The organism is Brachybacterium endophyticum (genome assembly GCF_003130585.1).
Classification (GTDB): domain Bacteria; phylum Actinomycetota; class Actinomycetes; order Actinomycetales; family Dermabacteraceae; genus Brachybacterium; species Brachybacterium endophyticum.
The window spans coordinates 16,652-29,110 of sequence record NZ_QFKX01000006.1; the positions used below are offsets into that span (position 1 = coordinate 16,652).

At 73.4% G+C, this 12,459-nt stretch carries 11 protein-coding genes; 6 read left to right on the forward strand and 5 right to left on the reverse strand.

Features of this window, described 5'->3' with window-relative positions; translation table 11 throughout:
* Window positions 1-101: 101 nt before the first annotated feature.
* Window positions 102-1,097, forward strand: coding sequence for a stage II sporulation protein M (locus DEO23_RS13800; RefSeq protein ID WP_109276613.1), 996 nt, complete (start codon window positions 102-104; stop codon window positions 1,095-1,097).
* Window positions 1,098-1,112: 15 nt separating this feature from the next.
* On the opposite strand, the gene DEO23_RS13805 is transcribed toward DEO23_RS13800, so the two are convergent.
* The 5 genes from DEO23_RS13805 to DEO23_RS13825 are packed head-to-tail and all read right to left on the reverse strand — an operon-like array spanning window position 1,113 to window position 6,378.
* Entirely contained in the window at window positions 1,113-2,411 is a 1,299-nt protein-coding gene (locus DEO23_RS13805) for a DUF58 domain-containing protein (RefSeq protein WP_109276614.1), read from the reverse strand.
* A 23-nt stretch (window positions 2,412-2,434) separates the two neighbouring features.
* On the reverse strand, window positions 2,435-3,415 hold the full coding sequence (locus tag DEO23_RS13810) for an AAA family ATPase (protein ID WP_109276615.1): 981 nt from the start codon (window positions 3,413-3,415) through the stop codon (window positions 2,435-2,437).
* Window positions 3,412-4,578 (reverse strand): DUF4350 domain-containing protein, encoded by a 1,167-nt coding sequence (locus tag DEO23_RS13815; protein WP_109276616.1) that lies wholly within the window; start codon window positions 4,576-4,578, stop codon window positions 3,412-3,414. Before DEO23_RS13815 ends, DEO23_RS13810 begins: the two co-directional genes overlap by 4 nt.
* 16 nt (window positions 4,579-4,594) lie before the next feature.
* Complete coding sequence (locus DEO23_RS13820; RefSeq protein WP_109276617.1) at window positions 4,595-5,236, reverse strand: DUF4129 domain-containing protein; 642 nt, start codon at window positions 5,234-5,236, stop codon at window positions 4,595-4,597.
* Entirely contained in the window at window positions 5,233-6,378 is a 1,146-nt protein-coding gene (locus tag DEO23_RS13825) for a glycerophosphodiester phosphodiesterase (RefSeq protein ID WP_109276618.1), read from the reverse strand. Before DEO23_RS13825 ends, DEO23_RS13820 begins: the two co-directional genes overlap by 4 nt.
* A gap of 145 nt (window positions 6,379-6,523) precedes the next feature.
* On the opposite strand from DEO23_RS13825, the gene mtrA reads away from it, so the two are divergent.
* The 5 genes from mtrA to hpf all read left to right on the forward strand — a co-directional run bounded on the left by mtrA (window position 6,524) and on the right by hpf (window position 12,336).
* Window positions 6,524-7,210, forward strand: coding sequence for an MtrAB system response regulator MtrA (gene mtrA / locus DEO23_RS13830; protein WP_109276619.1), 687 nt, complete (start codon window positions 6,524-6,526; stop codon window positions 7,208-7,210).
* Between the two features lie 5 nt (window positions 7,211-7,215).
* On the forward strand, window positions 7,216-8,910 hold the full coding sequence (mtrB, locus tag DEO23_RS13835) for an MtrAB system histidine kinase MtrB (RefSeq protein ID WP_109276620.1): 1,695 nt from the start codon (window positions 7,216-7,218) through the stop codon (window positions 8,908-8,910).
* A complete protein-coding gene (locus tag DEO23_RS13840; protein WP_109276621.1) occupies window positions 8,903-10,612 on the forward strand; it encodes an LpqB family beta-propeller domain-containing protein in 1,710 nt (569 codons plus the stop codon). The genes mtrB and DEO23_RS13840 overlap by 8 nt, the downstream gene beginning before the upstream one ends.
* Before the next feature lie 147 nt (window positions 10,613-10,759).
* The gene (locus tag DEO23_RS13845) at window positions 10,760-11,500 is read left to right on the forward strand and encodes a ComF family protein (protein WP_109276622.1); all 741 of its coding nucleotides are present in this window, start codon (window positions 10,760-10,762) and stop codon (window positions 11,498-11,500) included.
* 140 nt (window positions 11,501-11,640) lie between these two features.
* Complete coding sequence (gene hpf / locus DEO23_RS13850; RefSeq protein WP_109276623.1) at window positions 11,641-12,336, forward strand: ribosome hibernation-promoting factor, HPF/YfiA family; 696 nt, start codon at window positions 11,641-11,643, stop codon at window positions 12,334-12,336.
* Window positions 12,337-12,459 lie beyond the last annotated feature (123 nt).

Consider the following 12,459-nt stretch of genomic DNA (forward strand, 5'->3'; position numbering starts at 1 on the left):
GCGGCGGGCACGCAGCGCCTCACCCTCCGGTCGACCCGCGCCGGTCCTCGCCTCGACTTTCGTCGCACGTGCCCGGTGGGCGCCCCACCTAGTCTGGGAGCGTGGACACCGACGCCTTCATCGCCGTGCATCAGGGGGACTGGGACCGCCTGGGCCTCCTCACGCGCACCCGCACCCTCGATGCCGAGGGCGTCGAGGAGCTGATCGCCCTGTATCGGCGCACCGCCACCCACCTGTCGATCATCCGCTCGACCAATCCCGACCCGGTGCTGACGGCACGGCTGTCCGTGCTGCTGCAGCGCGCGCGACTGCGGATCACCGGGGCGCGGGTGCCGATGTGGCGCCGGCTGCGCGACGTGCTGTGGGAGGACGTCCCCGCGGCGATGTACGACGCGCGCTGGTGCATCGCGGTCTGCGGCGCCCTGCTCCTGCTGTCCGCCGTGATCAGCGGGATCTGGTTCGGCGTGGATCCCTCGGCGCGCTCGGCCGTGCTCAGCGCGGACGAGCAGCGGCAGCTCGCCGAGCACGACTTCGTCGGCTACTACTTCGAAGGCCATGCCAGCGGGTTCGCCGCGAACGTGTGGACCAACAACGCCTGGATCGCCCTGCAGTCCGTGGTGCTCGGCGTGACCGGCGTGTGGCCGCTGTGGATGATCCTCAGCAACGGACTGAACATCGGGGTCTCGGCCGGGGTGCTGGGAGCGCACGGGCAGATCGGGACGCTGCTGGTGTACCTGCTGCCGCACGGGCTCCTCGAGATCACGGCCATCTGCGTGGGGGCGGGCGCGGGCCTGCGGCTGTTCTGGGCCTGGGTGCGGCCCGGCCCGCTGCCGCGCACCTGGGCCCTCGCTCACGCCGCCCGCGCGATGATCACGGTGGGGATCGGACTGGTGCTCGTGCTGCTGGTCTCCGGCGTCCTCGAGGCCTTCGTGACCCCCAGCCCGCTGCCTGCACCGCTGCGGATCGCGATCGGCGTGATCGCCTGGGCCGGGTTCCTCGCCGTGCTCCTGATCCGGGGGCGCACCGTCCACCGTGCGGGGATCACCGGCGACCTCGACGAGGAGTCCGTGGGCGACACCGTCGCCGTCGCCGCCTGAGGCGGCCGGCGCCCTTCAGAGCCGCCCGGCCGCCTTCAGCGCGAGGTACTGATCGGCCACGGCCTGCGGCAGGTCGTCGGGCACGACGTCCACCACGTGGGCGCCGCTGCGCTCGAGCGCCCGGGAGACGCCGTCCCTCTCCAGCCCGTCCTGCGCGGCCGACGCCGCCCGGTAGACCGCACCGATGCTCCCGCGCTCGGCGGCCATCGACTCCAGGTCCGGATCGGCGACGGAGCCGATCACCAGCGGGTGCTCGGCCGCGACCCGTGCGGCGACCGGCAGCAGCCCCTGCTGCACGGCACCCGGCTCGATCGGGGTCAGCAGCACCACCAGTGCCCCGCGGCGCGCGCGACGGGCGATCTGGGCGGCCATCATCTCCCAATCGGTCTCCACCAGCGCAGGTTCCACGGGCGCGGTCGCCGCGACCACGTCGTGCAGCACGGTGCGGGGGTTGCCGGCGGCGACCGAGAGGTGGGGGATGCGGTCCGCGCACAGCACGTCGACCCGGTCGCCCGCCTGCGAGGCGAGCGCCATCAGCAGCAGGGTCGCATCGAGCGCCGCATCCAGGCGGGGTGCGTCCCCGACGCGCCCCGCCGAGGTGCGGGAGGTGTCCACGACGATCAGCACGTGCCGGTCGCGCTCGGGTCGCCAGGTGCGCACCACCACGCTGCGCCGACGGGCGGTGGCGCGCCAGTCGATCGAGCGCACGTCGTCGCCGTCCACGAAGTCCCGCAGCGAGTCGAACTCCGTGCCCTGGCCGCGCTGATGGACGGCCGCGAGGCCCTCGATCTCCCGCAGCCGACGCGTGCGCGAGGGCAGATGGCGCCGGGAGCCGAAGGCATGCAGGGCGAGCAGCTCACCGGGCACGACGCGGTGCGCACGCCGCTCGAGGAGCCCCAGCCGCCCACGGATGGCGAGCACGAGGATGCGGCTGCGGTGGCGACCACGTCGAACAGGATGGAAGGACTGCTCGACGGCTCGGCGCTCGTGCGGGGGCAGCCGCAGCCCCGCCCTCTGCTCCGCGAGCCCGGCGGTGGGATTCCAGCAGTCCCGCAGGCGCAGCACCACTGGCCTCTCGGCGGTGTTGGTGACCAGCAGGCGGCCGCTCGCGTCCTCGCCCAGCCGCACCTGGCCCGGGGAGGTGCGGCGCACGTCCAGGCGCCGCGGCGAGGGCGTGATCGACAGATCGGTCAGCAGCGCGGCGCACCACAGCACCGCACACACCACCAGGGTGATCCAGTGCGGGGCGAGCACGATGGGCAGCACGGCCAGGACGCCCAGCAGGGCGCCGCGGAGGGTCAGGGCGATGCGCACGGGGTCCGGGTTCCCGTCCGGCCTCAGCGGGGGACCGGCACGCCGGCCAGGGTCGCCGCGAGCACAGCCTGCACCTGCGAGCCCTCGAGCTCGGCCTCGGTGGTCAGCCGCACCCGGTGGGAGAGGGTCGCCGGGGCCATCGTCTTGACGTCGTCCGGGGTCACGAAGTCCCGGCCGGCGAGGTACGCCCAGGCGCTCGCGGTGCGCAGCAGCGCGATCGCCCCGCGCGGGGAGACGCCGAGGGAGAGGCTCGGCGAACGTCGGGTGGCCCGGCACACGTCGACCACGTACTGGAGCACGGACTCCTCGGCCCGCACCTGCCGCACCTCTTCCTGCGCCGTGCGCAGCGCAGCGGGATCGGCGACCGTCCGCAGTCCCGCGGCGGCGAGGTCCCGGGTGTCGAAGCCCTCCGCATGGCGGCGCAGCACGTCGATCTCCTGCTCCCGCTCGGGGAGCGGCAGCACGGCCTTGAGCAGGAAGCGGTCCAACTGGGCCTCGGGGAGCGCGTAGGTGCCGTCGAACTCGATCGGATTCTGGGTCGCGATCACCACGAACGGATCCGGGAGCGCCCTCGGGACGCCGTCGACGGTCACCTGCCGCTCCTCCATGGCCTCCAGCAGGGCCGACTGGGTCTTGGGCGGCGTGCGGTTGATCTCGTCGGCCAGCAGCAGGTTCGTGAACACGGGCCCCTCGCGGAAGACGAGGTCCGAGGTCGAGTTGTCGTAGACCAGGGAGCCGGTGACGTCGCCGGGCATCATGTCGGGAGTGAACTGGACGCGACGCATCTGCACGTCCAGCGACTCGGCCAGCGAACGCACCAGCAGCGTCTTGGCGACACCCGGGACGCCCTCGAGCAGCACGTGCCCTCGGCACAGCAGCGCGACCACGAGACTGGTCACGGCGGCGTCCTGGCCGACCACCGCCTTGTGGATCTCCTCGCTGACGGCCCGCAGGCTCTCGCGCGCTCCGCTGGCACCTGCCGGCTCCTGGGGGGATGCACTCATCGGTCGATCTCCTTCTCGAGCGCGTCGAGCGCCTCGGTCAGGCGCAGCAGCTCCTGATCGCTGCGCACGGGGGTGGGGCCCAGCAGCTCGTGCAGCTGCGAGGCGGTCAGGGAGGTGTGGGGCAGGAGCGCGGCCACCAGGGTGTCCAGGCGGTCCTCGCGGCGCACGCCCAGCCGGGAGGCCAGACGCAGCGACGTGGCAGCGCGCAGGGAACGCGCCGCGGCCTGGTGGCCGTCGGCCCGGTGCAGGAGGTGTGCGCGACCGACGGTCAGCTCCCTCGCGCGCACGCTCACCGGCAGCGGCTCGAGGACGACGGGGCCCAGGCGGCGCGAGAGGGCGAGCAGCACGGCGATCGCCACCAGGCACGCCCACAGGGCGAGGGGCAGGGCGAAATCCGGAAGTCGGTCGAGCAGCGAGGGCTGCTGATCGGCGAGCGGGTCGGTGGGTGAGGGCACGTACCAGGTCAGCGCCTCGTCGGCCCCGAGCGCGGTGAGCGCGACGCCGGCGTTGTCCAGCTGACCCACCCCGTCGTTCGTCAGCAGGGTCGCCGATCCCAGGACGACGACACCGTCGGAGACGACGACCGCGGCGTCCCCGCCCTCGCGGTAGCAGGAGTCGGCCGGGGGACCCGCGCGGTAGAGCGCTGCCGAGTCGGAGACGTCCTCCGCGGGTCCGACGCGGATCGCGCGCCCCTGGAGGCCCGCCGCCCCGCAGTCCTCCCCGGCCTGCAGCGAGGTGGCGGTGGTGACCTTGCCCGCGGGGGAGACGCCGGGGGCGAGGCCCTTGAGCGCATCGGCGTCGGGACGTACCAGCACCAGCTGCCCGCCACCGCTCGTGCGGGCCTCGCTGAGGCGCTCCATCTGTTCGGTGTCGAGGGTGGAGGGGTCGGTGACGAGCACGGTGCCGCCGTCGGCGAGGGCGTCCGCGGCATCGGCCGTGTACCGGCGCACCTCGACGTCGGTGCCGTCGTCCTCGAGGACCCGCACCACGGCCTTCGACCCCTGCGCGGTGGGCGCCCCCGGCTCCAGGGGACCGTCGCGGAAGCTGCCCCGCAGGGCGACCACGACCACGGCGACGCCCACCACCAGGGCCAGCACGATCACCAGCACCCGTGAGGAACGTCGTTCCGGGGCAGCGGTCGCCGGCTGCACGGCGGCGCTCATGAGGTCACCTCGATGCTCATGCGTCCTCCCCGGCGAGCAGGCGCGGGGTCGCCTCGGCGACGTACTCGGCCAGGCGCACCACGTCCTCGGCGCTCTTGGCATCGATGCGGTGGCGGGAGTAGGCGGCGGTGTCGAAGACGTCGGCCGCGCGCAGCAGCCGATGGCGCAGGGCGGGGAAGGCGAGCGCGGCCTCCGCAGCGGCCTCGTGCGCCGTCTTGCCCTCCGTGACCTCCGACAGGGTGCGCTCCTGCAGGTCCCGCACGAGGGCGCGCATGCCCAGAACGGCCGCATCGGAATGACGGGACTCCCCGGCCGCGGCCCGTGCCCGGCGCCGCAGCTCCTCGGCGCTCAGCACCGGGTCGGCGTCCAGTCGCGAGGACACCCCCAGCGCCGTGTCCCGACGCAGACGGCCGCTGCGCCGGGCCACCAGCAGGCCGATCCCGAGCAGGACGACGGCGATCACCACCATGATCACGATCAGGGCGGCGGAGGAGCCGCCGGCCCCACCGGACAGGGAGTCCAGCCAGTCCTCGAGCAGACCCAGCACCCGGCTCAGGAAGCCGTCGTCCCGGTGGTACTCGCCCTTGGCGAGCTCCTCGAGGACCCGTCGGCGGGCCTCGTCGGGGTCCACCGGCGCCGCCGGCACCGGCGGTGTCATCGTGCGATCCCGGCGTCGTCCCCGCCGCTCGCCTCGAACTGCGCACGCCGCAGCTCGATGTCCCAGGACTCGTGGCGCATCCGCAGGTCCGCGTACAGCGCCGTCAGCCCGGCGGCCCAGAACGGGGCGACCACGACCGTCGCCGCGAAGGTGCCCAGGAAGCTCAGCACCAGCATCACGATCATCCCGATCACCAGGGCCTGTCCCTGGGAGGCCAGCAGCACCGCGATGTAGATGCCGGTCGCGATCACCCCGAAGACGCCGGCGACCGCCTGCTGGGCGATGATCTGGCAGACGGTGAGGAGCAGGGCGATGCCCAGCGGCCGCCAGAGCCGGCGTCCACGGGTGAGCACGAAGGAGCGGCGCACCGCACCGATCGGCCCCGTGTCCTCGGTGACCAGGATCGGCGTCGCGAACAGCACGCGTCCCCAGACCCAGAGGGCCGCCAGCAGGCCCAGCAGCAGGAACAGGAAGACGGGAGCGATCGTGTACCAGCGGGGCGCCTGCACGATCGCCAGAGGGACCGCGCCCAGCAGCGAGATCAGCAGGAAGGGCACGAAGGTCAGCAGCGAGTTGAGCAGCCCGGTGAGGACGGCCCGCCAGCCGTGGCTGCGCAGGCTCGCGCGCAGCTGCGCGTCGCTCGCCTCGCGTCCGGTCGCCTCGGTCAGCGTCAGCCGCGTCAGCACCACCAGGACCAGCTGCATGGCCACGAGCGTGATCAGCGAGGTGGCCAGCGAGGAGCCCACCGTGCCCAGGATCTGGCCGAGGGACCCGCCGAAGGTCTCCGCGGGACCACCGCCGGACGCGGTCTCGGGGCTCTGCGCGATCGACTGCAGCTGCACGGCGGTGGGGGCCATGCCGATGCCGCCGACGACGGAGGTCAGCACGAAGGCGACGCCGAAGACCAGGGCGCTGAGTCCGAACACGAGCTTGGGGCGGCGTCGGTAGATCCCGACGCCCGCGCCGAAGATCTCGCCCAGGGCGAGCGGACGCAGGGGGAACAGTCCGGGACGGCGCACGAGCTCACGCTGCAGCGGGGCGGGGCCCTCCGCCGTCGGGTACGCCCGCGGGCCCGGCGCCTGCGGGCCGGGGGAGGGGTCCACCCCTCCGGGTGCGCTCCAGGGACTGCTGGGTCCGTCCACGTCTCCTCCGTCCTGCACGGTCGACTCTGCTCCGGTGTCGCCACCACGCTACGGGGCGCGGCGCGGTCGCACCGTACGACGATGGTCGAGACCTGCAGCGACGTCGGTCCCCGGAGATGCGCGTCGCAGGTGGCACAATGTGGACATGACGACGTCCTCACGCATCCTGGTGGTCGATGACGACCAGGCGATCGCGGAGATGGTGGGCATCGTGCTGCGGGGGAAGGGCTACGACGTGGTCACCACGGCCGACGGCGCCTCCGCCCTGGATGCCTTCGATCGCCTGAGTCCCGATCTCGTGCTCCTCGACCTCATGCTCCCCGGAATGGACGGGATCGAGGTGTGCCGCCGCCTGCGCCGACGCTCGGGCGTCCCGGTCCTCATGCTCACCGCCCGCTCCGACACCGCCGACGTCGTCGAGGGCCTCGAGGCCGGGGCCGACGACTACCTCACCAAGCCCTTCGAGCCCGACGAGCTGGTCGCGCGGATCAAGGCCCGAGTGCGCCGCAGCGAGGCGCCCTCGACCGAGCAGCTGAGCATCGGCGACCTCGAGATCGACGTCGACGGCCACGAAGTGCGCCGCGAGGGCACGACGATCCCCCTGACCCCGCTCGAGTTCGAGCTGCTGGTCCAGCTCGCGCGCCGCCCCTGGCAGGTGTTCACCCGCGAGACGCTCCTCAAGGAGGTGTGGGGGTACCGCCACAGCGCCGACACCCGCCTGGTCAACGTGCACGTGCAGCGTCTGCGCTCGAAGATCGAACTGGATCCCGAGCATCCGCGCATCGTCGTCACCGTGCGCGGCGTGGGGTACCGCGCGGGCGGCGGGTCCTGAGTGCCATGAGCCGGGCGTCCGGCCTGCTGGGGGCGGTGCGTCGGACGGATCCCCGCCACCTGATCGATCCCCGGCGCTGGACTCTCGCCGTACGGGTCGTGGTGCTCACGATCGTGCTCTCCGCGATCGCCGTGTTCACCGTGGGCACCTACCTCTCCTCCGTGATCTCGGACGGCCTCTACGAGCAGCGTCGCGCGCAGGTGCTCGACGAGTCCACGACGATTCGCCTGAACCTCTCCGAGACCCTCAACGGCACCGCGGGCGCCACCTCGACCCAGGCCCAGGACGCCGCCGCGGGATTCGTCCAGGGTCTGCGCAGCACGGACAGCGGCACCCGGCGGGACGCCGCCCTGGTGCCCGTGGACACCACCAGCTCCACCTCGACGATCGCCTCGGACCGCGCGGTGCTCGATCTCGTGGACTCCGATCTGCGCTCCGAGGTCGCCTCCAGCTCGGACTCCCTGGTGTGGCGCAGCGTGGGCCGTCCCGACGCCTCCGGGACGGTCGAGCCCCAGCTGCTGGTCGGCACGCGTGTGGTCGTCCCCAGCAGCGGCACCTACGACCTGTTCCTCCTGTACTCGCTCTCGCAGGAGCAGCAGACCCTCGTCCTGGTCCAGCGCGCGATGCTCGGCGGCGGCGCCGTCATGCTGGCGCTGGTGGTCGGGATCGCGATCGTGGTGGCGCGGCTGGTGACCTCGCCCCTGCAGCGGGCCGCGAGCGCGGCGGAGAAGATCGCCGCCGGGGACCTCGGCAGCAGGGTCGAGACCAGCGGCAGCGACGAGATCGCGAAGGTGGGGCGGTCCTTCAACGCGATGGCCACGAACCTCGAGCAGAAGATCGAGGACCTCACCGAGCTCTCCCGTGTGCAGCAGCGCTTCGTCTCGGACGTCTCCCACGAGCTGCGCACCCCGCTGACCACCATCCGGATGGCGACCGCCGTGCTCGAGGACCACCGCGAGCAGTTCGACCCGGATCTCGCGCGCACCACGACGCTGCTGTCGGCCCAGGTGCGTCGCTTCGAGACCCTGCTGGCCGACCTGCTGGAGATCTCCCGCTTCGACGCGGGCGCAGCGGTGCTCGAGGCCCGGCCGATGGATCTGGGCGACCTGGTGATGCGGGCGGCGGAGGACGCGCGCCCGCTGGCCGGTTCGCGCGGCTCGCTGCTGGACGTGGTGCTCTCCTCGAGGTCGACCGAGGCGGTGATGGACCCGCGCCGCATCGAGCGGGTGCTGCGCAACCTGCTGACCAACGCCATCGAGCACGGCGCCGGTCGGCCCGTCGTGGTCCGGACCGGGGCCGACGACGACGCCGTCGCGGTCGTCGTCCAGGACTTCGGGGTGGGGCTCAGCCCGGACGACGCCGAGCAGGTCTTCGCACGCTTCTGGCGCGCCGATCCCTCGCGCGCCCGCACCCTGGGCGGCACCGGCCTGGGACTGGCGATCTCCCTCGAGGACGCCCATCTGCACGACGGCTGGCTGCAGGCGTGGGGTCGCAAGGGGCAGGGTGCCGTGTTCCGCCTGACCCTCCCGCGGCGCCCCGGGACCCAGCTGGTGCGCTCCCCGCTCGCCCTCGAACGCTCCTTCACGGGACCGGAACGGGGGCAGGCGAGCGTCGGCACCGTCACCGTGGAGGAGCCGGTGCGGGCGGACGCCCTCCCGCTGCTGAGCTCGACCAGTGCCCAGGAGGCGGACGATGCCTGATCACCTCCCGACGTCGCGCCGCGCCCTCGTGCGCGGCGGGGCCGCCATCGCCGTCTCCGCGGTGCTGGCCAGCTGCGCCCGCATCCCGGCCGCCGGCAGCGTGCACCACGAGTCCCTCTCGGGCGCCGCCAATCCCGACGTCCCCTACGTCCAGCCGCAGCCCCCGGCCGATGGCGCGGCCCCCGAGGAGATCGTCTCGGGGTTCGTGCTCGCCGGGGTCGGCCCCGAGGACGACTTCGGCGTCGCCCGCAAGTACCTCAGCGACGAGGCCCGCAGCAGCTGGGATCCCCGGGCGGGGGTCACGCTGTACTCGGCCGGGGACGAGCTCGCGGTCTCGGCCGAGGACGAGGGCACCGTGACCCTCACGGTGCAGGCGATGGGCCAGGTGGACCGCTCCGGCGTCCGCACCCTGCACGGCTCCCCGAGCGCGCGGACCGTCGAGCTCGGCGTGACGAAGGAGGACGGCCAGTGGCGCATCAGCCGCCCGCCCGACGGGATCTTCCTCTCCGATTCCGCCTTCTCGCTGCTGTTCCGGGCGGCGCGGCTGTACTTCCCCGAGCCTCGCCTGCTGCACCTGGTGCCCGATCCGCGTTGGTTCTTCGCCCGGGAGGTCACCGCGGCCGCCCTCGCCGCTCTCGAGGAGGGCCCCGCCGATCCTCTGGTCAAGGCGGTGCGCACCGTGATCCCCGATGGTGCACATCTGTCCTCCGCCCCGGTCAGCGCGGGCGGCGACGGGATCCTGCAGCTCGACCTGCCGGGCACCATCACCTCGCTGAGCGCGGGCCGGCGCAGGGTCGCGATCGCACAGATCCAGGCGACCCTGCGCTCCGTGCCCGCGCTCTCGGACGTGCGCATGCTCGCCGACGGCAAGGACGCCGACCCCGGTGACAAGGGCCCCACCCGCGCCCTGCCCGGCCATCGACCGATCGCCGCCGGCCGCACCGGGGTGATCTCGCTCGCCGACATCAGCGCCGCCGACGCCGATCAGCTGGTGCCCGCGCTCGCGAAGGAGTCCGTGCGCGCTCCTGCCCTCTCGCAGGCCTCGCCGCTGGTGGCGGCGCTGCGCAAGGACAGCGCGGCGGTGATCCTGTGCTCGAGCGACGACAGCGTCGACCGGCGCGAGGTGGCCGTCGGGCCGGACCTGCTGCCGCCGCGGATCGACGACGCGGGGTACGTCTGGGCGCCCACGACGGTGACCTCGGCCGCGCTGCTGGCGCTGTCGAGTCGCCGGCCCGACGACGACGCGAAGGTCGGGGCGTCCTGGCTCTCCGGTCGTCGCCTCGTCGGTTTCGACCTCGCCGCCGATGCCACCCGTGCGCTCGTGCTCTCGCGCGAGGACGGCGATCCGCGCCTGGACCTGTGCGCCGTGGTGCGCAACGAGCACGGCGTCCCGCTCTCGTTGAGCGAGCCGGTGCAGCTGAGCACGTCGCTGGGGTCGCTGCGCCAGGCCACCTGGTACGACGAGTCCTCGGTGCTGCTGCTGGGGGAGGACACCGAGAGCGGGGCGCTGCGCGCCCAGGTGATGGAGCTGCAGGGGGACGGCGACCGTCTGCCCGCGCCGCCCGAGACCATCGACTGGGTGGTGGGCAGCGGGATGACCGTGGCGGTCTGGGCGTGCACGTCCGACGGCCGCCTGCTGCGGGTCGAGGGGTCGTCCTGGGGGGATGTCGACCTGCAGGCGATCGACCCCGCGTTCTACTGACCAACCCGGCTGACCGCGCCTGCTGACCGCGCCTGCTCCCCGCTCCTGCCGGCCGCTCTCCCTCAGGACCGTTCCTCCCCGACGCCCGATCTCCACATCGCGAGCGCGACACAGGTGCGCGGGGCCCTCCGGTGCTGTGCTGAGGGGATGAGAGACGCACTGACGGCCGTGCTGCGGGAGACCTGCGGGCTGCTCGTGCCGCTGGTCTGCCCCTGCGGCGCCGAGGGACGCCTGCTGTGCGCGGACTGCGCGGCGCTGCTCGCATCGACCCCCGTCCGTGTCGATGCCGCCTGTGACGCACTGCAGCTGGTGAGTGCCGCGCGCGTCCGTGAAGGACCCGTGGGTGAGCCGGTGGGTGTCGATCACTCCTCGCTGCTGCCCGTGCACGCGCTCGGCGAGTACGCGGGGTCTCTGCAGGATCTGGTGCTGGCCTGGAAGAACGGGGGCCGGGCTCATCTCGTCCCCGCCATCTCCCGCGGTCTCGCGCCGGCCGTCGAGGCGGTGGCCGACGGTGACGAGGCGATGCTGGTGCCGGTTCCCAGTCGTCTCTCGGCGCGGCTGCGACGCGGGGAGGACCACACGGCCTTGCTCGCGGCCACGCTGTCCCGGCGCACCGGGCTGCCGTTCGAGCGGCTGACGGCGCGCACGGGGGAGGGGCAGAAGGGCCGCAGCGCGCGTCAGCGCCGCACCCGCCACCTGTACCCCGCTCCGCGTGCGCTGGCACGCACGCGCCGGGACCGGGCCCCGGTGATCCTGGTGGACGACGTCGTCACCACCGGTGCGACCCTGCGTTCGTGCGTCGAGGGGCTCGCCGGGATCGGCGTGGACGTGAAGGGCGCCGTCGTGCTCGCCGCGGCCCGGATGCCCGCCCCTCGGACCATCCCCTGACGCCGCACGGGGATCCGTGCCATGCTGTACGTCACACTCGCGATGGACGAGTGGATCCCTCGCATCAGGAGGTGGCAGTCGGACCAGCCGAAGCGGCCGGGCTGATCGGCGGCCGCATCTGTTTGAACGAGGAGGACCTCATGGAGATCAACGTCGTCGGACGCCACATGGACGTCCCGGAGCGCTTCCGCCGCCATCTGTCGGAGAAGCTCGAGAAGGTCACCCAGCTCGCGCCCGCGGTCATGCGGGTGGACGTGGAGCTCTCGGAGGAGAGCAACCCGCGCCAGTCCGAGCAGGCATCACGCGTGGAGCTCACGGTGCATGACGACGGCGCCGTGATCCGCTCGGAGGCTCGTGCCGATGACCTCTTCGGCGCACTCGACGTCGCCTACGGCAAGCTGCTGGAGCGCCTGCGCCGCGCCCGCGACCGCCGCAAGGACCATCGCCGTGGGCGCGGCAAGGGCCACGGTGCCGAGAGCGTGCGCACGACGGGCATGACCGGAGAGATCCCGCTGCTCCCCGAGGACTCCGTCGCCGCCGCCTCGGCGGACGAGGCCCCCGCGCCGGCCCCGAGCGAGGACGAGGCGGATGCGAGCCCCGTCGTGATCCGCGAGAAGAAGCACAAGGCCGCGCCCATGGGCATCGACGACGCCTTGAACCGCATGGAGCTGGTCGGCCACGACTTCTTCCTGTTCATCGACGAGGCGACCGGCAACCCGAAGGTGGTCTACCGCCGCCGAGGATGGCACTACGGCGTGATCGAGCTCGAGCGCGTCGAGGGCGAGGCCGACGTCGAGGACACCGTGGAGGAGGAGTTCGTGGCGCGGTCCGCCTGAGGACCGCCGCACTCAGCGTCCACCCCCATCGCTCCGCCCGTCGCCCTGCGCGGCGGGCGGAGCCGCGTGAGGGAGACCCGACGCTGCCCTCCCGGACCCTCCAACCCCGCTCGTCCGTCCCCG

Excerpts from the sequence above, each read along its gene's own strand:
- DEO23_RS13810 (WP_109276615.1), bottom strand. The coding sequence starts at position 3,415 with ATGAGTGCATCCCCCCAGGAGCCGGCAGGTGCCAGCGGAGCGCGCGAG.
- DEO23_RS13815 (WP_109276616.1), bottom strand. The coding sequence starts at position 4,578 with ATGAGCGCCGCCGTGCAGCCGGCGACCGCTGCCCCGGAACGACGTTCC.
- DEO23_RS13820 (WP_109276617.1), bottom strand. The coding sequence starts at position 5,236 with ATGACACCGCCGGTGCCGGCGGCGCCGGTGGACCCCGACGAGGCCCGC.
- mtrA (WP_109276619.1), top strand. The coding sequence starts at position 6,524 with ATGACGACGTCCTCACGCATCCTGGTGGTCGATGACGACCAGGCGATC.
- mtrB (WP_109276620.1), top strand. The coding sequence starts at position 7,216 with ATGAGCCGGGCGTCCGGCCTGCTGGGGGCGGTGCGTCGGACGGATCCC.
- DEO23_RS13840 (WP_109276621.1), top strand. The coding sequence starts at position 8,903 with ATGCCTGATCACCTCCCGACGTCGCGCCGCGCCCTCGTGCGCGGCGGG.
- DEO23_RS13845 (WP_109276622.1), top strand. The coding sequence starts at position 10,760 with ATGAGAGACGCACTGACGGCCGTGCTGCGGGAGACCTGCGGGCTGCTC.
- hpf (WP_109276623.1), top strand. The coding sequence starts at position 11,641 with ATGGAGATCAACGTCGTCGGACGCCACATGGACGTCCCGGAGCGCTTC.